This is a genomic window from Paenibacillus sp. BGI2013 (genome assembly GCF_002843485.1).
Taxonomy (GTDB): Bacteria; Bacillota; Bacilli; order Paenibacillales; family Paenibacillaceae; genus Paenibacillus; species Paenibacillus amylolyticus.
On record NZ_PJFA01000013.1, the window covers coordinates 19,315 to 45,290 of the forward strand.

Genomic DNA, 25,976 nt, shown 5'->3' on the forward strand with positions numbered 1-25,976 from the left:
GCTCCATGGTTGAACAATGTGGGCGAAGTTTAATATAAAGGTTTGTACACATAGAGCACGATTAGCAACATGAACATCTAAATAAGGGTCAGATCAGACCCATTCATTTTAAATTGTTGAGGGAGGAAATTTTCGGATGAGCAAAGTAATTGGTATTGACTTAGGAACAACAAACTCATGCGTAGCAGTAATGGAAGGCGGCGAGGCTGTCGTAATTCCAAATCCGGAGGGCGCACGTACAACTCCATCCGTAGTTGGTTTCAAAAAGGATGGAGAGCGCGTTGTTGGTGAAACAGCAAAACGTCAAGCCATCACCAATCCGGATCGTACCATCATGTCGATCAAACGTCACATGGGTACTTCCCACAAGGAAACAATCGATAGCAAAGACTACTCCGCACAAGAGATCTCTGCAATCATTCTGCAAAAATTGAAATCCGATGCTGAAGCTTATCTGGGTCAAACGGTAACTCAAGCAGTTATCACTGTACCAGCTTACTTCAATGACAGTCAGCGCCAAGCGACTAAAGATGCGGGTAAAATTGCAGGTTTGGAAGTTCTGCGTATCGTCAACGAGCCAACAGCAGCAGCTTTGGCATACGGTATGGAGAAATCCGAAGACCAAACGATCCTCGTATATGACCTGGGTGGCGGTACGTTCGACGTATCCATTCTTGAACTGGGTGATGGCTTCTTCGAAGTTAAAGCAACTAGCGGGGACAACAAACTAGGCGGGGATGACTTTGACCAAGTGATCATTGATTACCTCGTAAGTGAATTCAAAAAAGATCAAGGCATTGACTTGAGTAAAGATAAAGCAGCGGTTCAACGTTTGAAAGATGCAGCGGAAAAAGCGAAAAAAGAACTTTCCGGCGTATTGACTACAACGATCTCCTTGCCGTTCATCACAGTTGCTGATGGCGTTCCTCAGCATTTGGAGTTGAACCTGAGCCGTGCGAAATTTGAAGAAATCTCTGAAGGTCTGGTTGAGCGTACGCTTGAACCAACTCGTCGTGCATTGAGTGATGCGGGTATGACGCCTAACGATATCGACAAGATCGTATTGGTTGGTGGTTCGACACGTATTCCAGCAGTACAAGAAGCGATCAAAAAACTGACGGGTAAAGAGCCACACAAAGGCGTTAACCCGGATGAAGTTGTAGCTTTGGGCGCTGCTGTACAAGCGGGCGTACTGACAGGTGACGTGAAAGACGTTGTATTGCTCGACGTAACGCCATTGTCCCTGGGTATCGAAACAGCGGGTGGCGTATTCACTAAAATGATCGAGCGTAACACAACGATCCCTACAAGCAAATCTCAAGTGTTCTCCACATATGCAGACAATCAACCAAGCGTTGAGATTCATGTTCTGCAAGGTGAGCGTGAGATGGCAGCAGGTAACAAATCGCTTGGACGTTTCATGTTGGGTGATATTCCACCAGCTCCACGTGGCGTTCCACAGATCGAAGTTAGCTTCGATATTGATGCCAACGGTATCGTTAACGTATCAGCAACAGATAAAGGTACGAACAAAACTCAAAAAATCACAATCACTTCTTCCAGCGGTTTGAGCGATGCTGAAGTTGAGCAAATGATGAAAGATGCTGAGTTGCACGCTGAAGAAGATAAAAAACGCAGAGAACTCGTTGAAGCGAAAAACAGTGCAGATCAATTGATCTACTCTGTTGACAAAACGATCAAAGATCTTGGCGAAAAAGCAGATGCTGGCGAAGTTGAAAAAGCGAATGCTGCCAAAGAAAAACTGCAAGGCGTTCTGGCTTCCGACAACCTGGAAGATATCAAAGCTGCTACAGAAGAACTGACAGAGATCGTTCAACAACTGTCCGTGAAACTGTATGAGCAAGCTCAGGCGCAAGAGCAAGAAGCACAAGGTGCTGAAGAGCAACAACAAGGTTCTGCTAAACGTGACAACGTCGTAGACGCTGATTACGAAGTTGTGGATGAAGATAAAAAACAAAACTAATTCGTAGTTCTACGCGAATTAAACATCGGTGACGTTCGAATTAGAGGGAAAGTCATAGCCGGGGCTCCCGCGCTTTGGCTTTCCTTTTGTCACGATGTGCGATATGGTGAATGATATGGGGGTGGAAGAGTGGCTGAAAAGCGTGATTATTATGAGGTGCTTGGCGTTAGTAAAACGGCTAACGACGATGAAATTAAAAAGGCTTACCGTAAGCTTGCCCGTCAGTATCACCCTGACGTAAACAAGGCTGCTGATGCGGAAGCTAAATTTAAAGAAGTTAAAGAAGCTTACGACGTAGTGAGTGACGGTCAGAAGCGTGCACAATATGATCAATATGGTCATGTCGATCCGAATCAAGGTGGATTCGGTGGTGGCGGTGATTTTGGCGGCGGCGGATTTGGCGACATCTTCGACATGTTCTTTGGCGGGGGTGGCGGTGGACGACGTGATCCAAATGCTCCGCAACGGGGGAATGATCTGCAGTACACGATGACAATAGAGTTCAAGGAAGCTGTATTCGGTAAAGAAACCGATATTACGATTCCGCGTACCGAAGGCTGTGATACCTGTCATGGCTCAGGTGCCAAACCTGGAACGAAACCGGAAACCTGCTCGGTCTGCCAAGGTAGCGGTCAGCAGGAAGTCGTGCAAAATACACCGTTTGGTCGTATGGTTAATCGTCGTGCATGTTCGAACTGTAGCGGTTCGGGCCAAATTATCAAAGAAAAATGTACAACGTGCAGTGGCAGCGGTAAAGTCCGCAAGCAACGCAAAATCCATGTCCGCATTCCAGCGGGTGTAGATGATGGCGCGCAACTGCGTATGACAGGTGAGGGCGAAGGCGGCCTGCGTGGCGGACCAGCGGGAGATCTGTATATTGTCATTCGCGTGAAATCACATGATTTCTTCGAGCGTGAAGGCGACGATATTTATTGCGAAATCCCACTTACCTTTGCTCAGGCAGCTCTGGGAGATGAAGTTGAGATCCCAACGTTGACCGAGAAAGTGAAGTTGAAAGTACCAGCTGGTACACAAACGGGAACGTATTTCCGCCTCAAAGGCAAAGGTGTACCACGCCTGCGCGGTATGGGGCAAGGGGATCAGCATGTGAAAGTGGTTGTGGTTACACCTAGTAAGCTGAATGACGAGCAGAAAGATCTGCTTCGCCAAATTGCTTCGCTGGATGGAGAGCAAACACATGAGCATGAACAATCTTTCTTTGATAGAGTGAAACGCGCCTTCCGCGGCGACTGAGAATAAAATAAAGCAAGTCCAAAAGGACACCACAGCGGTTTTTACCGCGGGGTGTCCTTTTTTGTACGCCTTTTTTTACTGATTGAGTGGTTTTCGAAAAATCCATGGATTTATGCTACGAAGCACGACAGCAATTTGTGGGAGCATTTCGGTATATTCTGAGCGAACTTGCGGAAAGATAGCATGGCGAGAATGATATGCATAGCTGATATGCGAGAAATTAGGAAAGCAGGTGAAGCGGATGACCGAGAAAAATATTTTGGCGTACTTTCACAGCCCGGAGCAGGCTCAAGGGGCGGCCAAAAAACTGGAGGCATTGCGAGTGGAGGACCTGTCGATTAATCGATTCAGCCGATATGCGGGTGTAGGACCAAGCGGGGCTTCCTACAAGCCGGGCGTTTCCGGCAGTTTTTCATCATGGGTGCCCGATTCGATGCAAACAAATGCCAGTGCTGGAATCATGGCTGCGGCGGACCCTTCTGCAAGCGGCATGAGTGATGGTGGACAGGGTGGACCTACAGGAAGAGATGTATTACTAACTGTCATCGTAGATGAATCGGTACATCACCGCGCTATGTCTATTATCGAACAAGCCGGTGGAATGATCTAGTTTCCCAATATGAAGGAGGAGCATTACAATGGCAGAACATGAACGTCCAGGCAAGATCTTAACAAAAACGGAAAAGATGAAACGTATGCAATCCGCGAAAAATGAGGACGTGGAATTCAGCGCTGAAGCTGCGGATCATGAAGATATAGAAGCACTACGCCGCAGTGAAGCGGCTGATCGACGACAGGGACGGGAGCTTCATGACTGAAGATCGCTCGGCAGTGACCCTCGAAGCTGTTTTTACAAGCTGGACTGAGGCCGAGTCTGCACGCAGAGCCCTGGAATTGCTGCACCCGAACCAATTGAGTATTGAGAGCCTTGGCAATGAAGCTTCTGCATTGGACTCAAACGATGTTACGGGCTCCGATAATTCTCCTACGGCCGTCGTTGGAGGATTTAGTGGCGAACTAAATGTACTTGCCCTGATTAGTGATGAAACGGAAATGTTGTCCAATGGTCAGGTGTATGATACACCCAAAGAGGACTCGGTCAACAGGCTAAAACAAGAAATTTTGCTAACCGTGTCCGTATCCAACGATTCGCTCCCGCAAGCCGCAGAGATGATCACGCAGAATGGTGGGCGTTTTTGTTAAGTGAGATTCAAATTATGCAAAATGCTGAAGTAAATAAAACAGATATGTATGAATAGATGACAGGATATTCGAGCAGTCAGGCTGCGGATATCCTGTTTTGTTTTTCTTTTACTGGTGCGGCTTTGTGCTCCGGCTAGCTTGTGTAGTACAATAGTTGGGATGTTTGAAAAATGAGGAGGAAAAACCAAGTATGTTATGGCATGAACTAACAATACATACCACAGAAGAAGCTGTGGAGATGATTTCGAATTTTTTACATGAAGCGGGTGCTGGAGGGGTTTCGATTGAAGAGTCCGGTACTTTAAATAAAAAACGGGACACGACATATGGTGAGTTATACGACGTTCCTTTGAATGATATTCCGGAAGGCTTTGCAGTCATCAAAGGGTACTTCTCCGAAGGTACGGATATGGTTGCATTACAGTCAGAAGTTAATCCGAGAGTTGAGGAACTCTCCGAATTCGGAATTGATACAGGTGAGGTTCGTTATGAGACGCGTACAGTGGATGAAGATGACTGGGCAACAGCCTGGAAACAATATTTCAAGCCGGTACGTGTATCGGAACGTTTGACGATCAAGCCAACTTGGGAAGAGTATACGCCTGAAAGTCCGGATGAGAAAATTATTGAGCTTGATCCAGGCATGGCTTTTGGTACAGGAACCCACCCAACGACCTCACTCTGCTTGCGCACACTGGAAACGGTTATTCAGGGCGGCGAGGAAGTTATTGACGTAGGTACAGGCTCTGGTATTTTGGCTATTGGAGCGATAAAACTTGGGGCAAAACATGTACTGGCGCTCGATCTTGATCCAGTTGCCGTAATTAGTGCCAGGGAGAATGTGGAACTGAATGGGCTGGAGCAACAAATTACGGTTAAAGAGAGTGATCTGTTGTCCGTCCTTGGGAGTCAGGACCCTGCACTTGGTGTACAACTGCCGGTTAAGGTTGTCGTGGCGAACATTCTGGCTGAGATCATTTTGTTGTTCGTAGACGATGTCTATAATGCGCTTGAGTCTGGTGGCACCTATATTGTATCCGGCATTTGGAAGAACAAAGAGCAGGTTGTGCATGATGCACTTGTAGCCTCGGGGTTTGAAGTGAGTGCGATCCACCGTGATGAGGATTGGCTGGCGTTTGTAGCCAGAAAGGGGTAACGTATGGACTTTTGGAATTCGTTCTTTCGTTATCCGATCGATCAGCTTCCGTTTTTCCTGCTGACCATTCTGATCGCATTTACGGTGCATGAATTCTCGCATGCGTATTTTGCTAACAAATTTGGTGATCCAACAGCGAAGCTGTTGGGTCGGGTCACGCTGAATCCGGTTGTACACTTTGACTTGTTAGGTGTGCTGCTACTCATTATTGCCGGTTTTGGTTGGGCACGTCCAGTTCCCGTTAATCGGGCTAACTTCGACAAACCTAGATTGATGGGCATCATCGTATCTGCAGCAGGGCCTCTGAGCAATCTTTTGCTCGCGATCATCGGTACAATCATCTATGCTTCACTGGTTGGTTCGGGAGCACTCGGTGGGATTGATAATGAGCGTCTGCTCACAGCAATCACGACGTTTTTCGCTATCTTTAACTTAACCAACTTTTTCCTGTTCCTGTTTAACTTGATTCCGTTGCCACCACTGGATGGTTATCGGATCCTAGAGGATCTACTGCCACCTTCAATCAGCCGCAAGCTGCAAGGGGTGGAGCAATGGTCTATTTTTATCTTCCTATTGATTCTTGTTATACCTCCGTTGCAAAATGTGACGATTCAACCTTTGTATGAGTCTGCGCAAACGATGTATGTGGATCTGGCAAAGGTGATTATTGAATTATATCGCTAAAAGCGTATCGTGTTTTGGACGGATATACTGGTCAGAAACACGTAAAAGTTGTATGATCATCTGTGGCGATTGGATTCACGCCTACCATCAGGCGGGGTGAATTCCAGTCATAACAGGACAGAATGGGTGGATTGACTTATGCAGCGATATTTTGTATCTGCAGAACAGTTTAATGAACACGCTGTGATCATCACAGGTGATGATGCACGCCATATTGGCAAGGTCATGCGTGGTAAACCTGGAGATAAACTGATTGTCAGTGACGGAAACTCCAGAGAAGCACTCGTGGAAATTGAGAGTATTGAAGTTGGCCAAGTGACAGCCAATATTGTGGAACCTATCGAGATGGACCATGAAGCACGGATTCGTGTAACCGTGGCACAGAGTTTACCCAAGGGTGACAAGATGGAAACAGTCATCCAGAGATGTACTGAGATTGGGGCGGTATCATTTGTACCCTTCCTATCAGAGCGTACGATTGTGCAATATGATGCCAAGAAAGAAGGCAAACGGTTGGAGCGGTGGCGGAAAATTGCCAAGGAAGCTGCCGAACAGAGTCACCGGAATCGTATTCCATCCGTTGAGCAGCCGCTTTCCTGGAAAGGGCTGTTATCTTCTTTTGAGGGCTATAGCCTGGTATGTTATTGTTATGAGAAAGAAAACGGTAAACAGCTGAGAGATGCACTGAAGCCGTTTGTAGAGCAACTTGCACCTGGTGCAAGTGCAGAAGTATTGATCGTGGTTGGACCGGAAGGTGGATTTTCTGAGAAGGAGACGGCAGAGGCTGATCAGGCAGGTGCTGTATCTGTTGGACTGGGCAAACGCATTTTGCGTGCTGAGACAGCTGGAATGGCAGCACTAACTTGCGTGCTATATGAATCCGGAGAAATGGGAGGAATGTAATTATGCCATCCGTGGCGTTTTACACCTTAGGCTGCAAAGTTAATTTCTATGATACAGAGGCGATTTGGCAATTGTTCAAAAACGAAGGTTACGATCAAGTGGACTTTGATGAACAGACAGCGGATGTATACTTGATTAATACTTGTACAGTAACCAATACCGGCGACAAAAAGAGCCGTCAAATTATTCGTCGTGCCATTCGGCGCAACCCGGAGGCGATTGTGGCCGTTACAGGCTGCTACGCGCAGACTTCTCCGGCAGAGATTCTGGACATCCCAGGGGTGGATCTGGTTATCGGTACACAGGACCGTGACAAGATTTTGCCATATGTTAATGAAATTCAGGAGTCCCGTCAACCGGTTAATGCGGTGCGTAATATTATGAAAACCCGTGTGTTTGAAGAAATGGATGTACCTGATTTTGCTGATCGTACCCGAGCTTTCCTAAAAATTCAAGATGGTTGCAATAACTTCTGTACATTCTGCATTATTCCGTGGTCTCGTGGTCTCTCACGCAGCCGTGAGGCGAACAGCATTATTCAACAGGCGCATCAACTTGTACACGCCGGATACAAGGAGATTGTTCTGACTGGTATTCATACAGGTGGGTATGGCGATGACATGGAGAACTATGATCTGACGGATCTACTGTGGGATTTGGATAAGGTAGAGGGTTTGGAGCGTATTCGAATCAGCTCGATTGAAGCCAGTCAGATCGATGACCGCATGCTCGACGTGATCAAACGTTCGGATAAACTCGTTCGTCACTTCCATATTCCGCTGCAAGCGGGTGATGATGCGGTGTTGAAACGCATGCGCCGCAAATATACGACAGAAGAGTTTTACAACAAGATGCTTCGCATTCGGGAAGCAATGCCGGATGTAGCGATTACAACAGACATCATTGTTGGATTTCCAGGTGAGACGGATGAGATGTACCGTAATGGCTATGAGTTGATGCGGAAGATCGGTTTTTCCGAAATGCATGTATTCCCTTATTCCAAGCGTACGGGTACACCAGCAGCACGAATGGAAGATCAGGTGGACGAAGAAGTCAAAAATGCACGTGTGCATGAACTGATTGACTTGTCTGAGCAGATGCAGCTGGAGTACGCTGAGCAGTTTGTCGGACAGGTACTGGATGTTATTCCCGAAGGTGAAGCAAAAGGCCGCGAGGGAAGTGGCAAGCTGCACGGTTATAGCGACAACTACATTCAACTGGTCTTTGATGGAACGATGGATATGGTCGGTAAAGTGTGCCGAGTCAAAGTGGTTGAAGCCGGCGTCAACGAGAGTCAGGCTACGCTGGTACGTGTTTTGGAAGAGAATCTTAAGTCCGCCGCGATGTAATCGAGGCGTCAGAAACAAGGATTTCATTTCCTTGGGGAGCTTACCCGGGGAGATGAGGTCCTTCTTTTGCAAAAAAATAAGATAAAGATATCGAAGTTGATGGGGGAGAGCACGATGAACAAAAAAGAAATTTCAGCAGGCGGAGTTGTTTATAGAACAGGGGAAGACGGACGTCTTCAAATTCAGCTTATCGTAGATCGTTATGGTAAAACAACTCTCGCCAAGGGCAAAATGGAAGATGGAGAAACAATTGAACAGACGGCACTGCGCGAGATTTTGGAAGAGACAGGTATGGTGGGCCGCATTGTAGAGCCGGTTGATATCATTGCTTACACGTACCAACATGCAGACTTTGGCCCGGTGGACAAGGAAGTTCATTATTATCTCGTTGAAGCCGAGAGTGGTGATCTACAGCCTCAGATTGAAGAAATCAAGGGTGTGGATTGGTATGCTCCGGAAGAAGCATGGTCCTTACAGCAGCAGAGCGGATATGATAATAACGATGATATCTTGCGTGTAGCCCTGAACAAGTTAGGCATTAACGTATAACGCACTATTGTTCGAGTCAGTTAGCCGCGAGCTCTGTGGGTCTGGATAGACAGATCATCAAGCCACGGGTGACTTCGCCGCGGGGGCGTGGACCGGTGGTTTTTTGTGCCAGATTGGCAAGTAACAAAATGGCAAAGCAAGCAGTGAACTGGTGATGTTAAAAAGGGTCTGGGCATGCGCAATCTGTGCCCCGTTGTCCGCTGACAGCCAGGCCGAAGCTGCATGCAGCTGGCCGATCAGCGGCATAAACAGCAACGCTCCCGCAATGTTTAATACAACATGGGAGGCTGCGACAAATTTGCCTGCGGATGCTCCGCCCGCGGCAGCAATCACAGCGGTGATGCAGGTCCCCACATTGGACCCGATCACAATGGCGATGCCGATCTCCACAGGCAATACCCCTGTGGCTGCCAGCGTAATCGCCATGCTAATGACAGCTGCGCTGCTGTGAATGAGCGCTGTCAGACAGGCACCTGCCAGGAAGCCCCACCACAAGCTGTCGGCCGAGCGGTCGAGAAACCATTGAAATACGCCCATGCTCCGCAAGGGTAAGGCAATGGATTGCATCACCTGAATGCCTGTCATAACAAGTGCAAATCCCGCAGCTGCGAGGAAACTGTACTGGATGTTAAACAGAGTCTGACGCGTGCGTTCAGGAGCGGCCAGATTGCGTTCACCAAGAACAACAAACATGGCCCAGCCCGTTAGCGACAGGACGAGTAGCGGTAGGGAAGCACGTCCGATCTGCAGTCCCACCAGCTCCGTCGTCAGGCATGTCCCGATGTTGGTGCCGAGGATGATGCCAAGTGTTCGTCCATAGGTAATTAATCTGGCATTAGCCAGTCCAATGGTGAGTACGGTGACCGCAGTACTGCTCTGTAACAGGGCCGTTGCACCTGCACTGAAGGCCATGCCTTTCCATGGAGCAGAGGTGGCACGATTGAGCCAATCTGCCAACATGGGCCCTGCCATGCGCTGCAAGGCCGTTTCCATCAGCTTCATGCCACCAAAAAAGATAATAAGCCCATAGAGTAAGGGCAATATAACATCTCTAAACATAGAAATATCATTCCTTCCATCCGGTTCCTTAACTCATCCTATGAGTAAGAAAAGACAACCATGACAAGCCTAAAGGAATTCAGAGGGAAGCGACCTAAATTACCCCACCCCAATTCGGAAGATACGGTGATTCGTAACCGGAACGTCACTTAACTGCTGCACCCCAATTCGAAAGATACGGTGATTCGTGCAAACGTAGCGAAGAAGACGAAATTGTTACCGAAGAAGCGAAGCGTGCGCCTTTATCCCCGGATTTTCCCTTTGAGAAAAGGGAAAATCCGGGGATAACAGCGATCAGAGGAACAATTCGTCGCCGTAGCGCCACCTAATTGTGCCACCCCAATTCAAAAGATACGGTGATTCGTGCAAACGTAGTGGAGGGGACGAAATCGAATCTGAAGAAGCGAAGCGTGCGCCTTTGCCTCCGGATTTTCCCTTTAAAAAAGGGAATCAAAAAAATCTGGAGACAACAGCGATCGGAAGATCGATTCGTAACCGAAACGCCACCTACGCGCCGCACCAAACCTATCTTTTTAACTAACTATGAAAGAAGTGGATCTACCTTGCCATCAGTTACACTCGAACGCAGTCGCAAAAAGCGGCTTGAACATGCACATCCATGGATATTTAACAATGAAATTGCCTCTGTTGACGGAAACCCGGAACCGGGAGATCTGGTCAATGTATTGAATCATCAAGGTCGCTATCTGGCGACAGGTTATTACAATCCTGCATCTCAGATCACTGTAAGGGTTGTAGCGTATCAACCTCTGGAGTCCGAACAGATGGACACCGCGTTTTTTGCAGCGCGTTTCCGCGATTGCTTGCGTCACCGGGAACGTTTTATCCAGGATGGAGAGGCATACCGTCTCGTTTACGGCGAAGCTGATTTTCTGCCAGGATTAATCGTTGACCGATTCGGCAGCATTCTCGTTGTACAGTTGCTTACACTTGGCATGGATCGTTGCCGTGAAGCCATCGTACAGGCACTCATTGAAGTAATGCAGCCGGAAGGTATATACGAGCGCAGTGATGTCTCGATTCGTGAACTGGAAGGTTTGGAGCAGACCAAAGGTCCACTGTACGGAGATTGCCCAAGACATGTCACGGTTACAGAGAATGGACTACTCATTAAAGTGGATATCGTGGAAGGGCAGAAGACAGGTTACTTCTTCGACCAACGCGAGAATCGTGCAGCCATTGAACCGCTTATGAAGGGTTGGGGCTACAAGAGTGGAATCACACTACAAACGACCGAGCAGGATGGCACAGAGCAGCTCTTGCCTGTGAATAAAAGTGGTAAAGTAGTTACATTCCCATATTGGGATGGTGCCACTGTACTGGAGTGTTTCTCACACACGGGCAGCTTTACGTTGAATGCTTGCAAATATGGAGCTAAAAAAGTGACTTGTCTTGATATTTCGGAGCATGCCATTGAGAGTGCACGAACAAATGTGGAGCTGAACGGTTTCACTGACCGGGTTGAATTCGTAGTTGCTGATGCATTCCAGTACTTGCGTGAACAAGTGAAGGGACTGGATGAACGTACCGCACGTGCACGTGCAGCCGAACAGAAAGTGGATACATCCAAAGCGCTGGCAGCTGGCGGTAAAACATTTGATGTGGTCATCCTTGATCCTCCTGCATTTGCCAAAACGAAATCAGCAGTTAAAGGTGCATGTCGCGGTTATAAAGATATCAATCTGCAAGGAATGAAACTGGTCAATGAGGGTGGATATTTGGTAACAGCCAGCTGTTCGTATCACATGCGTCCAGACTTATTTCTAGATACGATTGCTGATGCAGCAGAAGATGCAGGCAAAGTGCTTCGTTTGATCGACTGGAAGGCAGCCGGTAAGGATCACCCACAAATTTTGGGTGTGGATGAAGGACATTACCTGAAATTTGCTATTTTCGAAGTGCGCAGTAAAAAGAATTAATCGTATGATTTTCGTTCCAATCAAGTATAGATCAAGTCAAAAGTCCACAGTGTGATAGCTGCGGGCTTTTTGCTGTTTTGCTGTGTTAACGGAGAGGATCTCCGGTTTTACCGGATAGTGGCAAACGTATGTTCCGAACCAAGTCAGATATGTTATACTGGGAATTAAAATCTTGTACGTGTGGTTTGGAGGATTAGACATGTCCGTTCGTTTTGTTATTGGCCGGGCAGGCAGCGGAAAAAGCTTGCTGATTACCCGGGAAATTACATCCCTGCTTCAAAAGGAGCCGCAAGGCACACCTTTGATTTTACTCGTTCCCGAACAGAATTCTTTTCGAACAGAGCAGGCATTGGTGTCTTCTGGAGCAATTAAAGGTACCATGCGTGCAGAAGTGCTCGGCTTTCGCCGTCTAGCCTATCGTGTAATGCAAGAAGCAGGTGGTTCTGCTCGTATTCCGATCGGAGCCGAAGGCAAAAAGATGCTGCTCTACAAGGTCATCCAGCGCCGTAAGGAAGAATTAAAGCTGTTTGGTGCATCCGGCAGCCAGCTGGGTTTTATAGGCGAATTAAATGACTTATATAGTGAATTTAAACGTTATGAAGTTGATCCATCATTGCTGGAAGACGGGCTGTCTGGAGGGAATACCTCATCCACTTCGCCAATTCTGGAGGACAAGTTGCATGACTTGAATCTGATATATCGTGACTATGAACAGGAACTGACCAATTTATATATTGATGATGAAGACACGTTGACCGAGCTGACAGATCGTTTGTCGGAAAGTGCATTGCTGCAGGATGCCCAGATCTGGATTGATGGTTTTCAGGGATTCACACCACAGGAGATGAGTGTGATTGGTCGGCTGATGTTGCAGTCCTCTTCCGTGACGATTGCACTGACATTGGATCGTCCTTATGATCACGGCGCACTGCCTGGAGAACTGGAACTATTTTATCCCACGGCAAGTGCCTATGCGCGCCTGAAAGGAATGGCTGACGAACTGGGTGTAACGAGCGATATAACCGTGCTAGATTCGGAGATTCCACCGAGATACAAGGATCGCCCGGGACTTGCTCATCTGGAGGCTGGTTTCGACCGGCGAATTCGTTGGAAAAGTGAAGGCCTTGATTCCGGAATTCGACTGGTTGCAGCGGAGAACCGACGAGCTGAGATGGAGGGAGCACTGCGTGAGATGCGGCGCCTGGCACAAAACGAAGGTGCGCGTTATCGGGATATGGCGGTACTTGTTCGTCAGTTGGATACCTACGCTGATATAGCTGAACCTCTATTCAGGGATTATGACGTACCCGTCTTTCTGGACCGCAGAAGAAATGAACTTCATCATCCATTATCCGAGTTTATCCGTTCTGCACTCGACATTGTTCGTCGACATTGGCGTTACGAGGATGTATTTCGCTGTGTCAAAACGGATCTGCTACTTCCGCGTGATGGTTCCATCACTCGTGAAGATATGGACCAGCTTGAGAATTATGTACTGGCTTGTGGTATTCACGGGTATCGCTGGACTGACGGCAAACCGTGGAAGTATGTACCTAGCTTATCACTGGAAGATAACGGTCAGGATGGCAGTAGTCGAGGACGGGACCAGATGCTTTCTTTAATGGAGAGCTGTCGAACGGTCATTACAGATTCCTTGGGTGCTTTTGAGAAACGAATGAAAAAGGCAAAGACAGCCAAAGCCCAGTGCGAGGCACTATACAGACTGCTGGAAGATGCTGAGATCGCATGGAAGCTGGAGAACATGTCTGCTGAAGCTAAGGCACAAGGTGACCCCGAACGGTCGAGAGAACATCGGCAGATGTGGGGAGCTGTGCTAGATTTATTGGATCAGATGGTCGATATGATGGGGAATGAACGGCTGGATATCACGCTGTTTGCCGGGATGATTGAGACCGGATTGACGGAACTGAAGCTGGGCCTGGTACCACCAGCACTTGATCAGGTATTAGTTGGTTCTATGGACCGTACACGCCTTCAGGACATCAAATACGTATTTATCCTTGGCGCCGTTGATGGTGAATTGCCCGCCGTACCTCAGGATGATGGCGTATTAACGGAACTGGAGAGAGCGTTACTGACGGAAAGAGGTGTGGCGCTTGGACCAGGTGCAACAAGGCAGATGCTGGATGAACGTTTTCTGATCTATACGGCACTTACAGCCGCAAGCAGCCAGTTGTGGCTGAGTTACCCGGTTGCTGATGATGAGGGGAAAGCACTGCTTCCTTCCGAGATTGTCCGCCATGTACGGAAGATGTTTGGTCTACAAGAACAGCCATTGCTCGCTCAACCACCGGTTGCGAACTCGGAAGAAGCGCATTGGTCCTATGTCACCCATCCGGGTCAGAGTCTGTCAACGCTTATTGGACAATTGCGCAAATGGCGCCGCGGAGAAGACATCCCTGAAATGTGGTGGGCGGTCTACAATTGGCATGTATCTCGAGAGACAAGCAGACCTCAGCTGGAACGGTTGATGGGATCAATCTTTTATCGTAATCGGGCATTACCACTACGTACAGCTACCAGTCGCAGACTGTATGGTACAGAGGTGAGGACGAGTGTCTCGCGAATGGAGCGGTTCGTCGCTTGTCCGTTCTCCCATTTTGCTTCGCATGGGCTGCGTCTCAAAGAACGGCAATTGTACCGCCTTCAGGCTCCTGATATCGGACAGCTGTTTCATGCTGCACTAAGCCAGTTGGCTATGCGATTGCGCGAAGAAAATCGTAGTTGGGGCAGTTTGACTCCAGACCAATGTCGTCAGGAAGCCGAGCAAACTGTGGAGCAGATTGCACCACAGCTGCAAGGGGAGATTTTGCTAAGCACCAAGCGATACGGTTATATTTTCCGCAAATTGAAGGACATTGTTAGCCGGGCATCGGTTATTCTTGGTGAACAGTCCAGACGTGGAAGTTTTGAACCGATTGGATTGGAGCTTGATTTTGGACCCGATAAAACACTGCCGCCACTACGTTTTGAACTGGAGAACGGCTGTGTGATGGAGATCGTGGGTCGAATTGACCGTGTAGATGTCGCAGAAGGAGAGAATGGTCTGCTCCTGCGTGTCATTGACTATAAATCAAGCCAGACGGACCTCAAGTTACATGAAGTGTACTATGGTCTGTCATTGCAAATGCTCACCTATCTGGAGGTGCTGCTTAGTGCTGCCGAAGAATGGCTTGGGGAAACGGCGATGCCGGGAGGAACGTTGTATTTCCATGTGCATAACCCGCTGTTGCAATCTGCAAACGGCATGACATCAGAGCAGGCAGGACAAGAACTACTGAAACGGTTCAAAATGAAAGGTTTGCTTCTGGCTGATCGGGACGCAATCGCTCAAATGGACAACACCCTGGATAAGGGATATTCAGCTATTATTCCAGTTGCTCTTAAGGCGGACGGAAGCTTTTATAGTAGCGCCGCTGTAGCTACGCCAGAGCAATGGGATACGCTGCTTGCTTCGGTTCGCAGTAATATCCGTGAGATTGGTACCCGAATTACGGATGGGGATGTGGCCATTGAGCCTTATCGTATTCAGCAGGAAGTGGCGTGCACGTTCTGTCCGTATAAGCCTGTTTGTCAGTTTGATGAGAATATAGAAGGAAATGAGTATAACCTGTTGTCCAAACCGGGCAAACAGCAAATCTGGGATATGTTATCTCACACCAAGGGAGGGGAAACATCATGACGAATATGCCAAAACCGGAGGGTAGCTTCTGGAGTGATGACCAGTGGAGTGCCATCTCGGAAAGCGGAGAAGACATACTGGTTGCCGCAGCGGCGGGATCAGGCAAGACAGCCGTGCTGGTTGAACGAATTATTCGCAAGATCGCAGATCCCTCCCAAGGATACAGTGTGGATCGTTTACTTGTAGCTACGTTTACCAAAGCGGCCGCCGCCGAGATGAAACAACGGATTCGGGAAGCGTTGGAACGTGCGCTGGAAGAACAGCCTGGAGAAGAGCATCTGCGTAAGCAGCTGTCGTTGCTTGGACGGGCATCTATTACAACGCTGCATTCATTCTGTATGGAAGTCATTCGCCGTTATTATCAGCAAATTCCGTTGAACCCGGCTTTCCGTATCCTGAATGAAAATGAAGCGGAAATCATGCGGCAGGAACTGCTTGAAGAACTATTTGAGGAAAAGTATGGCGAAGAAGATGAAGGGAGTACATTCCGCGAATTAGTAGACTGGTTCAGTGGAGAACGAAACGATGATGCGATGCATCGACTGGTGCAACGTTTGTATGATTTCTCCCGCAGTCATTCCTGGCCGGATCATTGGCTCTCAGAGATGGCGTCTGCTTTTCAGGTGGAAAGTGTAGAGGCACTTGGACATTCAGCATGGGTTCAGAGTATTTTGCGTGATGCGGCTCTTGCTTTAAGTGGTGCAGCAGGATTGCTCCGTCAAGGCATTCATATTTCCATGCAGCATGAAGGTCCGGCACCTTATGCAGATACGTTAAAAGAAGACCTGGTGATGGTAGAAGAACTGTTGTCTGCGGTTGAGATTATGCCATGGGAGAGGTTGCCTGAAGTGTTTCAACCCGCTGCATTTGGCAAACTGAAACCTTGCAAAAAGGATCAAACAGACCCGGCTTTACAGGATCAGGTGAAGGAACTCCGTGAGGCCGCGAAAAAGGCAGTTACCGACCTGAAAGGTTCATTGTTCGGGAGAAGTGCGTTTGCGTTCTGGCAGGAGTTGGAGCAAGCGGCACCACTCATGCAGGAGTTGTCGAGGTTGGTTAGTACATTTGGAGAACGTTATCGACAGGCCAAACAGGAACGTGGGCAAGTTGACTTCAGTGATCTGGAGCATTACTGTCTTCACATTTTGCGACATGAGGATTCAACGCCTGAACTGTCGATGCCTTCCGATGCGGCTATGGAGTACCGTTCGCGATTCGATGAAGTGTTGCTTGATGAATATCAGGATACCAATACGGTTCAGGAAGATATCGTGAAACTGATCTCCAGAGAAAACCCGGGTAACCGATTCATGGTCGGTGATGTCAAACAGAGTATCTACCGTTTCCGGTTGGCTGAGCCAGGTCTGTTTATGAACAAGTATCGCCAGTATGGAGCGAGCACAAATGAGGACGGAATGGTGGAAGAACGTCTGCATCGTACAGGTCAACGTATTGATCTTGCGCGGAATTTTCGTAGTCGAGCAGAAGTCGTGCATTCGGTCAATATGATATTCCGGCAACTCATGAACGAAGGTGTGGCAGAGATTGCTTACGATGAACGAGCTCAACTGGCATATGGGGCTACCTTCCCGTCAGAAACACTTGGTGATGAGGCGTATACACCTGAACTCATGCTGATCGATCGTCAGGGTGGTGGTCCTGATCTGACAGAGAGTACGGATGAGAATGGGGATGCATCGGTCTCCGCAGAACTGGAGAGTGCCGAACTTGAAACAGCCCAGTTGGAAGCGAGGGCAATCGCAAGGCGTATTCGGGAGATGGTTGGAGACACGGACAAACCTGCCCTTCATGTATATGACAAAGCTCTGCAAACGATGCGCCCGGCACGTTACGGTGACATGGTCATCTTGCTGCGTTCAACCTTGATGTGGGCTCCGCTCATGATTGAGGAGTTCAGACAGCAGGGAATTCCTGCTGGAGGAGAACAGAGCAAGGGCTATTTTCAGGCTACAGAAGTGGAAATCATGATGTCTCTGCTTCAGCTTGTTGATAATCCAAGGCAGGATATTCCGCTTGCTTCCGTGCTTCGTTCCCCGATTGTTGGACTGGATGAAGAGGAACTGGCACAGATTCGGCTTGGTGACAAAAGACAGTCATTCTATGATGCGGTTATATCGGCTGCGGGAGATTGGAGCGATTCCTCCACTAATGCTGTACAACAATCCCGGCAGGATAATCATCCTGATTCCAATATGGTCCAGTTGCAGTGGCCGGAAGCCTGGGCAGAGATGGAACAGGGACAGCGGGAGACAGCAGCTTCAGTCGAGGCAGAGATCCTGGATGATGTCTATGAATCCGATGTGCATACATTGCATACAGATGGAATGCAAGATGCTGGTGTTGCGGGACATGCAAGTGAGGATTTGGGCATAACGGAGATCTCAGGCTCGGAATTACAGCAAAAGTTAATTCGTTTTATGCGTCAATTGGAGCAGTGGAGACTTGAGGCAAGGCAAGGCAGTCTAAGTGAACTGATCTGGCGTATGTATCGGGAAACCGGTTATTTGGACTGGGTTGGTGGTCTTCCAGGAGGGCTGCAACGTCAAAGTAATCTTAAGGCATTGTACGACCGCGCACGACAATATGAGGAATCAACTGCGAATCGCGGCTTGTTCCGTTTCCTGACCTATGTTTCCAGACTGCGGGAAAACGGGGGAGACCTCGGGACTGTAGCAAGTAGTTCTGGTGAGCAGGACAACGCCGTACGTATCATGACGATTCACCGGAGTAAGGGTTTGGAGTTTCCAATTGTCTTTGTCGGTGGCATATCCAAGATGTTTAATCAGCAAGACTTGAACGCACCGTTTCTAATGCATAAGGAATTGGGATTTGGCCCGAGGTTTGTGGATCGTGAGAATCGGGTTGCCTATCCTACATTAGCCAATCTGGCGATTCGTCGTCGTGCGCAATTTGAACTGCTTGCTGAAGAGATGCGTGTGCTGTATGTTGCGTTGACCCGTCCCAAAGAGAAAATGATTCTGCTGGGTACTGTAAAAGATGCCGCGAAAAAAGCGCTCGCGTGGTCTCAGGTCAAGGATAGCCCTGAATTGGCATTGCCAGACTATCTGCTTGCTGCTGGACGGAGTTACCTGGACTGGATTGGACCATCCCTGATGAGACATCCAGATGCGGCTGTGCTGCGTGAACTTGCTGGAAGCAATGATTCGTTCTCAGCTTGTCTTGCAGATGATCAATCACGATGGGCGATCTCTATTATTTCCGCAGATCAGGTATCCCGTGACCATATGGTAGATCTGACACTCGGAGAAGAAGACGGGATAAATGAGGTACGGAAAGAACGAATTGCTGCACTAAAAGCCGTCCAACCCGTGAAGTTGGTTACATCTTCAACTGTAGAAGAGCTGACGAAGAGTGCACAAGATACGGCTAACCAAAACATTGGAGATGAAGGTGCAGACATAGTAGCTCTTCAACAAGAGGAGACACGGCTGATCAACGAGGTTGATCAACGACTTTCATGGACGTACCCCTATGAAGCAGCAACTCAAGTAGCAGCCAGTACATCTGTCACGGAGTTGAAAACGTTACTTGCGATGCAGGATATCCAGTCCGTAGAGGTGATGGAGGAACTGGGAGAACAGTCCGAGAAATTATTGGCTCACAACAACCCAGAAATCAATTACACCAAAGATGAAGCAGGCCATGTACTACGTGGCGTATCCGATGAATCTAACGAGCGTGAGACTGGATCACGGACAGATTCAAACGGTACGGTGAACCTTCCGGATGCGGGATCTGCAGGTACGTCTTTCAAACTGCACCTGCGTCGTCCCAAATTCATGGAGGCAACGCAGTTGACAGGGGCAGAACGGGGGAACGTGTATCATACGTTGATGCAGCATCTTCCTATAGATGGATCATCTGTTGATTCACAACTTATTGAACAGACAATTGAGCGATTGATTAAGCTTCAGATTTTGCTGCCCCATCATGCTGCGGCTATCGAACCTGAAGAACTGGCCGGATTTTTCAATACAGAACCAGGGAAAGAATTATTGCGTGCAGCGTGGGTGAAACGGGAGATTCCGTTTGTGTATGGACTTCCGGCACATCAGTCCCCTGTGGAATGGCTACATGAACGGGCGGCGAACTCAGATATGCAGATAATAAATGAAGATAGCAAAATGCAGGCAACGATTGAAAATGAAACCGTGCTTGTACAGGGGATTATCGATTGTCTGTATGAGGTGGACGGCGAGCTTGTCTTGCTTGATTACAAGACGGATCGGGTATTGGAGCATCGTGGTGGTTTGGATGAACTCACCAAAAATTATCGCTTCCAGCTAGATCTGTATGGACGGGCCATTGAAGATATATTGGGTCGGAAAGTTGACCGGAAATGGCTGTACTTTTTTGATGGTGGACATGCAGTGAAATTGTAAAAGATCGGAATTTAAAACCATGGATATCACATGGGAGAGGGGTGGAACGGACGATGCGTATTTTGCATACAGGGGACTGGCATTTGGGAAAAACGCTGGAAGGACGAAGCCGACTGCGTGAACAGGAAGATTTCGTTGATGAACTCGTCAGGGTCGCTGATGAGCAACAGGCGGATGCCATATTGATGGCCGGAGATGTGTATGATTCGGTGAATCCTCCCGCAGCGGCGGAACAACTTTTTTATGAAGCGGCAGCGCGTCTGACGGAGCATGGAAGACCCCTCGTGGTGATTGCTGGAAATCATGATCAGCCAGAACGTGTAGCTTCTGTAACTCCACTTGTGAACAGACAGGGCATTACACTCGTAGGGATGCCTACTTCAGAAGCGGTAACCATCCATGCAAAGCGAACCGGAGAAATTGCACAGATTGCCGCATTACCTTATCCTTCTGAAGCCAGATTGAATGAATTGCTGACAACAGATGGGGACGAAAATGTGCTTCGTCAGGCATACAGTCACCGGGTGGGCATGTTAATGCAGCGTCTGGCAGCTTCTTTTCGCCCGGATACAGTGAACTTGGCCATGAGCCATATCTATGTGCTCGGCGGACTTGAGAGTGATTCGGAACGTCCGATTCAAATCGGTGGGGCCTACACGGTGGATCCATCATCTTTAGCGACTGGTGCGCAATACACGGCGCTTGGGCATCTCCATCGTGCACAGGCTGTCAAAGGAGACGGTGTGATTCGATATAGCGGTTCTCCTCTCGCCTACAGCTTCTCGGAAGCAGGGCAGAGCAAGTCTGTCACGATGGTTGATCTGGCGCCGGGTGGAGCAGCACAGGTAGAAGAAGTTTTGTTAACGTCCGGGCGTCCGCTTGTACGTTGGCAGGCCCGTGGTGGTCTGGCAGAAGTATATCGCTGGCTGGATGAGGGGCGTGATCCACAGGCTTTTATCGACATGGAAGTGTGGCTGGACGAAGCGATGTCCCTGAAGGAGATTCAGCAGCTGCGAAAATCACATGAAGGTATCATCCATATTCGCCCGGTGTATCCCGAGATGGCTGCAGCAGGACTTTTGGAGCAACGATCCGAGCTACCTGTGCATGAACTGTTCCGTAAATTTTATCAGCGTCAGACCGGTGGTGCACAACCGGAAGACAGCCTGGTACAGCTTTTCCTGGAACTTGTGGATGAAGACGAGCCGGGTGCGCGTGAGGAGGTCGAGGAAAGATGAAGCCGATTTTATTAAAAGTTGCCGGACTGCAAAGTTATCGGGAGATGCAGGAGATTGATTTTACCGTGCTGACGGAGACGGGACTATTCGGTATTTTCGGTCCAACGGGTAGTGGTAAATCTTCTTTGCTCGATGCCATCACACTCGCCATGTACGGAAAAGTGGAACGCGCGGTGAACGGGACGCAAGGCATTATGAATCATGCAGAGGATTCGTTGTCGGTTGCTTTTACATTTGAACTGATGTCGGCGGAAGGCACTCGAAGGTTCCGGGTAGAGCGACGTTTCAAACGAAATAATGAAGTTTCGGTGAGTAACACAATCAGCAAATTCATAGAGACGGTTAATGGCGAAGAACAGGTACTTGCCGACAAATTGGCAGATGTGAATCGCTGCGTTGAAGATGTGATCGGTTTGAAGATGGATGATTTTACACGGGCAGTGGTGCTTCCGCAAGGGAAGTTTGCCGAGTTTTTGTCACTCAAAGGCAGTGAACGTCGTCAGATGCTGCAACGATTGTTCCATCTGGAGAAGTATGGGGATCAGCTGGCCATCAAATTAAGTCGGCGGGTTAAGGATAATGATATGGTTCACCAATCTCTTGCTGCGGAGCAACAGGGACTTGGGAATGCCAGCAAGGAGACGCTGGAAGAAACGAAACGTCTTCTTCAAAACGCTGTTCAGCAGTCTGAATTGTCCCGCAAAGCGCTGGATGAAGCTGTGAAGGAAGCTGAACAACTGGGCAAAATTCGTGAGTTAAGTAACGAACGGCAGGCCCGGACGGATGAACAGCAGAAGCTGAAAGCACTGGAACCACAGATAGAGGTAGGCGAACAACGGCTGAAACAATCCGTTGCGGCAGATGCAATACTGCCTGCATTGCAGACGGTTCGAGATGCCATGACTACACAGAAGCAGCGGCAGGATACTGCCGAGACAGCTCATCAGCAAGCACTGGAACATGAGCGTCTGGCTGTTCAGGAAGCGGAGAAGGCTGAGACGGCACGCAAGCAAATGACTGAGGAAGAACCGAAACTTCTGCTGCGCCTGGAGCAACTCGAACAAGCGAAAGAGCTGCAACGTGAACGGGACGGACTTCAAGCCGATTGCTCGCGCCTCGCGCAGTTGCTGGAACAGGGGCAGAGCGAACAAACTACGCTGGGACAGCAGCTTGAGAAAGAAAAGGAACTGCAACAGCGCGGACGCAAACGGCGAGAGGAACTACAGGAGAGCCTCAAGCCAAATGAAGTGAAGTCAGAGGAACGCAGGCAACTTCAAGCTGCGCTAGAACTGAAACATCGTGTGGATACTGCCGCGGAGCAGTTGCAGCAAAATAAGGCTGACATGCAAGCCTATAAGCAATCGGCAGAACAGGGAGCCGACAAGCTGAAGGCGGCGGCTGAGGAAGAAAAACGCCTGAGTGATCAGCGTCAGCATCTGGTAGAACAGGCGTCAGCAGGTCTTGAGGCCTTGCTTGCCTGTGAGCAGGATATTAGCCGCGAACAAAGCCTGCTGGCCCTTGCGGAGGAACGGCTGCGTGGCACGATGCGCGAGCAGGAGCTACACCGGCTGTCCTCCGCTTTGCGCGCCGAACTGCACGACGGCGAGCCATGCCCGGTGTGCGGCTCGCCGCATCACCCGCTCCCGGCTGCGCCGCCGGGAGAAGGTCCGCACGCAGGCGACGCGGACCTGGAACTGCTGCGCAGCCTGCACGCGGAGCTGCAGGAGCTGCGCTTTGGGCTGCGCCAGCAGCTGCACGAACGTCGCAGCCTGCTGACGCAGCTTGGCGCTGCGGCCGGCGAAGCTCCGGCCGCAGCCGAGGCCGCGCCTGCGGCAGCGGAGCCCGAGCCCGCCGGGTCGCCCGAACACGGGCGCTCCCCGGCAGGCTGGGCATCGCGTGCCGCTGCGCTGCGCGAAGCCGCGCAGGCGCTGGCTACCGCAGCAGCGCCGCTCCAGGCCGAAGCCGCCGCGTTGCAGCAGGCGGCTGTGGGCGCGCAGCAGCGCCGCATGGAAGCGGCAGCTGCGCAAGAGGCCGGCCGTGCCGGGCTCACTCAGGCGGAGCGCAAGCTGGCCGAGAGCGAGGCCGCAGCGGCTACTTTGCAGAGCCGCTGGGCCGCGGAACTACCGGGCATCGCTCAGGAGGAGGCCAAGGCCCTCTATCAGGCGATGCAGGAGCGCGATGCGCGCGCCGAAGACATCAAGGAACGTCTGAACAAAAGCGTGACGTTCCTTGAGGAAAAAGACCAAATCATTCAATCTCTCCAGCAGAAGCTGGTGGAATTGGACAAACAACTGATTCAGTGGCAAACGGAGTGGCAGGGCAATAGCAAACAGCTGGCCGAGAAGGAAGAACGCTTGCGCCAGTGGGTTGGGGAGCAACGGGTAGAAGATCTGATTACTGCGGCTCAGGCTCGTCTGGATGGACTGCGGAAAACAGCTTCGGACTCGGTACAACGCTTCAAAGAAGCGGACACGCTGAAGCAGGAATCAGCTAAAAAAGACGTTATGGCTCAACAGGCAGCCGCCTCGGCCACAGAACACCTGCAACAGGCACAGGAACGGTGGAAGCAATTGCTGGAACAATCTCCGTTTGACTCGGATGATGCTGTTGTATCCGCGGCAATTCCTTCACAGGAAGCAGAGCGACTGGCAGGGGAGATCCAGCAGCACCGTGAACGTGAGCGTGAACTGGCATCCCAGTTGCGTGAATTGGAACAAAAGCTGGATGGTGCTGTCGTATCAGAGGAACAGTGGTTAGCCTGCACCGAACGTTTGCAGCAGGTTCGGATTGAGGATGAAGCTGCGCTTCGTGCCAAAGCACGCGCAGAACGTGATCTGGAGGATGTAGAGCAGCGACATGTTCGCTGGACCGAACTGGAGAACAAGCGGGTGGAGGTAAGCCGCCAAGGCGAACTGCTCAGCAAACTGCAATCCGCGTTCAGAGGCAATGCTTTTGTCGAGTATATTGCCGAAGAACAACTGATGCAGGTTAGTCATGCGGCATCTCAGCGTCTGCGTTTCCTGACCAAACAACGTTATTCACTGGAGGTGGATTCCGGTGGTGGTTTTGTAATTTGTGATGATGCCAACGGGGGTGTCAAACGACCGGTATCAACGTTATCAGGTGGCGAGACGTTTCTGACTTCGTTGTCACTGGCCTTGGCACTGTCGGCCCAGATTCAGCTGCGAGGTCAGTACCCACTTCAATTCTTCTTCCTGGATGAAGGGTTTGGTACACTTGACCCTGAGCTGTTGGATACCGTCATTACGTCTCTGGAAAAATTGCATGACGACCGATTGGCTGTTGGTGTAATCAGTCACGTGCCTGAACTGCGTGCACGCTTGCCGCGCAAACTTGTGGTGATTCCAGCAGGTGAGGCCGGAAACGGCTCACGTGTGGTCTTGGAGACTCTGTAGAGGGCAATGTGTAAGCAATATAGATCATAGAAGTGCCTCTAATAGTCCAAGCAAAATGAATATTAGAGGTTGTTCAAAAAGTCCGCTTTTGATTACGAATGGTGCCTATTAAACACGCACGATTACGTAATATTATTTTTGTGAAAATATTTCTTTTCTTGCTTTGATAACTTAGCGGAGTGAGTTACATCACAGATACAGGTTCATCCCGCTGTTATACTACAGTTAAGCCGACAAACTTTATTTAAGTACCCCGGTGGACATCTGATCAGGACGTTTCCTGAATAGATGTCCGCGCAGCAGACTTCCAAGGAAGCCGCTCACGGGGTGCTTCTTTTTTTGTGTTTTTTCGTCAGTAGTGTCAATTCGCCCAGTTCTGAATACCATGAAAAGGTGATCAAGAGCAGAATCAGGGAGGCGTTGGCAAGTGGAAAAAGTGGAAGCAAAGAAAATATGTAAGGAACACATGCACCGTTATGTATGTGTACAGATGAATGACGGTATGCACTACGATGGCATTATGGAAAATGTGGATGACGAAATGATCTATCTGGCTGTTCCCGTTGGACCGGAAGCCATGGTGAATCATGCGAACTGGGCTCCAAATGCAATGCCGGGAGCGAACTATCCAATAGGTCATACTCGCGGATTTTATCCAGGTTACGGCTACCCTACGCCTTATCCGTATTATGGTTATGGCCGTAGACGTTTTAACCGACTGGTGCTCCCGTTATTTGCGCTTACAGCGTTAACCCTTTTACCGTACTATTAAAATTGAAAAAACAGTCATAACTAACGTGATTCATTCTCATGCTTCTTATGAAAATCTTGAAAATAACAAGCTGAGGATGGATGTTTCATTCATGGTACCGTACAGCATGAAATAGAGAGGTCTTATCACATATGTAGTCTCAGCCTGATGTATCGCGATAGTCATTGCAATACAACTGGCAACATACCGAATATCCAAAAAGGTCATGCCTGTGCAGAAGCGAACTTCTGTAAGGTATGACCTTTTTTTGAACCTAATTAGTGTAAGAGCGAATAAAAACGGGTAGCACAGAATGTGTATTCAAACTTGCTGAAAGCAGAACCTGACCTGAACGTGTACGCA

At 49.3% G+C, this 25,976-nt stretch carries 17 protein-coding genes; 16 read left to right on the forward strand and 1 reads right to left on the reverse strand.

Annotation, left to right across the window (positions count from 1 at the left end; genetic code table 11):
* Window positions 1–136 precede the first annotated feature (136 nt).
* The 10 genes from dnaK to CXK86_RS25140 all read left to right on the forward strand — a co-directional run bounded on the left by dnaK (window position 137) and on the right by CXK86_RS25140 (window position 9,082).
* Complete coding sequence (gene dnaK / locus CXK86_RS25095) at window positions 137–1,984, forward strand: molecular chaperone DnaK (RefSeq protein ID WP_036615087.1); 1,848 nt, start codon at window positions 137–139, stop codon at window positions 1,982–1,984.
* A gap of 129 nt (window positions 1,985–2,113) precedes the next feature.
* A complete protein-coding gene (dnaJ, locus tag CXK86_RS25100) occupies window positions 2,114–3,238 on the forward strand; it encodes a molecular chaperone DnaJ (RefSeq protein ID WP_036615086.1) in 1,125 nt (374 codons plus the stop codon).
* A 241-nt stretch (window positions 3,239–3,479) separates the two neighbouring features.
* Complete coding sequence (locus tag CXK86_RS25105; RefSeq protein ID WP_017687219.1) at window positions 3,480–3,848, forward strand: hypothetical protein; 369 nt, start codon at window positions 3,480–3,482, stop codon at window positions 3,846–3,848.
* Window positions 3,849–3,876: 28 nt separating this feature from the next.
* Window positions 3,877–4,056, forward strand: a complete 180-nt coding sequence (locus tag CXK86_RS25110) for a YfhD family protein (RefSeq protein ID WP_017687220.1) — start codon at window positions 3,877–3,879, stop codon at window positions 4,054–4,056.
* A complete protein-coding gene (locus CXK86_RS25115; RefSeq protein ID WP_076250680.1) occupies window positions 4,049–4,441 on the forward strand; it encodes a hypothetical protein in 393 nt (130 codons plus the stop codon). Before CXK86_RS25110 ends, CXK86_RS25115 begins: the two co-directional genes overlap by 8 nt.
* 190 nt (window positions 4,442–4,631) lie before the next feature.
* Window positions 4,632–5,597, forward strand: a complete 966-nt coding sequence (prmA, locus tag CXK86_RS25120; protein ID WP_076250681.1) for a 50S ribosomal protein L11 methyltransferase — start codon at window positions 4,632–4,634, stop codon at window positions 5,595–5,597.
* Window positions 5,598–5,600: 3 nt separating this feature from the next.
* The gene (locus tag CXK86_RS25125; RefSeq protein ID WP_076250683.1) at window positions 5,601–6,281 is read left to right on the forward strand and encodes a site-2 protease family protein; all 681 of its coding nucleotides are present in this window, start codon (window positions 5,601–5,603) and stop codon (window positions 6,279–6,281) included.
* Between the two features lie 138 nt (window positions 6,282–6,419).
* A complete protein-coding gene (locus tag CXK86_RS25130; RefSeq protein WP_076250685.1) occupies window positions 6,420–7,184 on the forward strand; it encodes an RsmE family RNA methyltransferase in 765 nt (254 codons plus the stop codon).
* A gap of 2 nt (window positions 7,185–7,186) precedes the next feature.
* The gene (gene mtaB, locus CXK86_RS25135) at window positions 7,187–8,533 is read left to right on the forward strand and encodes a tRNA (N(6)-L-threonylcarbamoyladenosine(37)-C(2))-methylthiotransferase MtaB (RefSeq protein ID WP_076250686.1); all 1,347 of its coding nucleotides are present in this window, start codon (window positions 7,187–7,189) and stop codon (window positions 8,531–8,533) included.
* A gap of 114 nt (window positions 8,534–8,647) precedes the next feature.
* Complete coding sequence (locus tag CXK86_RS25140; protein ID WP_036615070.1) at window positions 8,648–9,082, forward strand: NUDIX hydrolase; 435 nt, start codon at window positions 8,648–8,650, stop codon at window positions 9,080–9,082.
* Window positions 9,083–9,139: 57 nt separating this feature from the next.
* On the opposite strand, the gene CXK86_RS25145 is transcribed toward CXK86_RS25140, so the two are convergent.
* A complete protein-coding gene (locus CXK86_RS25145) occupies window positions 9,140–10,141 on the reverse strand; it encodes a Na/Pi cotransporter family protein (protein WP_076250688.1) in 1,002 nt (333 codons plus the stop codon).
* Window positions 10,142–10,704: 563 nt separating this feature from the next.
* Here CXK86_RS25145 and CXK86_RS25150 point away from each other — a divergent pair.
* The 6 genes from CXK86_RS25150 (at window position 10,705) to CXK86_RS25175 (ending at window position 25,634) form a co-directional block, all read left to right on the forward strand.
* Complete coding sequence (locus tag CXK86_RS25150; RefSeq protein WP_076250690.1) at window positions 10,705–12,081, forward strand: class I SAM-dependent rRNA methyltransferase; 1,377 nt, start codon at window positions 10,705–10,707, stop codon at window positions 12,079–12,081.
* A 199-nt stretch (window positions 12,082–12,280) separates the two neighbouring features.
* Window positions 12,281–15,784 carry a helicase-exonuclease AddAB subunit AddB gene (gene addB, locus CXK86_RS25155; RefSeq protein WP_076250691.1) on the forward strand — a complete coding sequence of 1,168 codons (3,504 nt, stop codon included), beginning with the start codon at window positions 12,281–12,283 and terminating at the stop codon, window positions 15,782–15,784.
* Window positions 15,781–20,208, forward strand: coding sequence for a helicase-exonuclease AddAB subunit AddA (gene addA / locus CXK86_RS25160; RefSeq protein WP_076250693.1), 4,428 nt, complete (start codon window positions 15,781–15,783; stop codon window positions 20,206–20,208). Before addB ends, addA begins: the two co-directional genes overlap by 4 nt.
* Before the next feature lie 53 nt (window positions 20,209–20,261).
* Entirely contained in the window at window positions 20,262–21,446 is a 1,185-nt protein-coding gene (locus CXK86_RS25165) for an exonuclease SbcCD subunit D (protein ID WP_036672068.1), read from the forward strand.
* Window positions 21,443–24,862 carry an AAA family ATPase gene (locus tag CXK86_RS25170; RefSeq protein ID WP_076250696.1) on the forward strand — a complete coding sequence of 1,140 codons (3,420 nt, stop codon included), beginning with the start codon at window positions 21,443–21,445 and terminating at the stop codon, window positions 24,860–24,862. Before CXK86_RS25165 ends, CXK86_RS25170 begins: the two co-directional genes overlap by 4 nt.
* 427 nt (window positions 24,863–25,289) lie before the next feature.
* The gene (locus CXK86_RS25175) at window positions 25,290–25,634 is read left to right on the forward strand and encodes a hypothetical protein (protein ID WP_036674796.1); all 345 of its coding nucleotides are present in this window, start codon (window positions 25,290–25,292) and stop codon (window positions 25,632–25,634) included.
* Window positions 25,635–25,976 lie beyond the last annotated feature (342 nt).

What these genes read in the sequence shown, in the direction of transcription:
- dnaK (WP_036615087.1), top strand. Translation starts at nt 137, where the DNA reads ATGAGCAAAGTAATTGGTATTGACTTAGGAACAACAAACTCATGCGTA.
- CXK86_RS25105 (WP_017687219.1), top strand. Translation starts at nt 3,480, where the DNA reads ATGACCGAGAAAAATATTTTGGCGTACTTTCACAGCCCGGAGCAGGCT.
- CXK86_RS25110 (WP_017687220.1), top strand. Translation starts at nt 3,877, where the DNA reads ATGGCAGAACATGAACGTCCAGGCAAGATCTTAACAAAAACGGAAAAG.
- CXK86_RS25115 (WP_076250680.1), top strand. Translation starts at nt 4,049, where the DNA reads ATGACTGAAGATCGCTCGGCAGTGACCCTCGAAGCTGTTTTTACAAGC.
- prmA (WP_076250681.1), top strand. Translation starts at nt 4,632, where the DNA reads ATGTTATGGCATGAACTAACAATACATACCACAGAAGAAGCTGTGGAG.
- CXK86_RS25125 (WP_076250683.1), top strand. Translation starts at nt 5,601, where the DNA reads ATGGACTTTTGGAATTCGTTCTTTCGTTATCCGATCGATCAGCTTCCG.
- CXK86_RS25130 (WP_076250685.1), top strand. Translation starts at nt 6,420, where the DNA reads ATGCAGCGATATTTTGTATCTGCAGAACAGTTTAATGAACACGCTGTG.
- mtaB (WP_076250686.1), top strand. Translation starts at nt 7,187, where the DNA reads ATGCCATCCGTGGCGTTTTACACCTTAGGCTGCAAAGTTAATTTCTAT.
- CXK86_RS25140 (WP_036615070.1), top strand. Translation starts at nt 8,648, where the DNA reads ATGAACAAAAAAGAAATTTCAGCAGGCGGAGTTGTTTATAGAACAGGG.
- CXK86_RS25145 (WP_076250688.1), bottom strand. Translation starts at nt 10,141, where the DNA reads ATGTTTAGAGATGTTATATTGCCCTTACTCTATGGGCTTATTATCTTT.
- addB (WP_076250691.1), top strand. Translation starts at nt 12,281, where the DNA reads ATGTCCGTTCGTTTTGTTATTGGCCGGGCAGGCAGCGGAAAAAGCTTG.
- addA (WP_076250693.1), top strand. Translation starts at nt 15,781, where the DNA reads ATGACGAATATGCCAAAACCGGAGGGTAGCTTCTGGAGTGATGACCAG.
- CXK86_RS25165 (WP_036672068.1), top strand. Translation starts at nt 20,262, where the DNA reads ATGCGTATTTTGCATACAGGGGACTGGCATTTGGGAAAAACGCTGGAA.
- CXK86_RS25170 (WP_076250696.1), top strand. Translation starts at nt 21,443, where the DNA reads ATGAAGCCGATTTTATTAAAAGTTGCCGGACTGCAAAGTTATCGGGAG.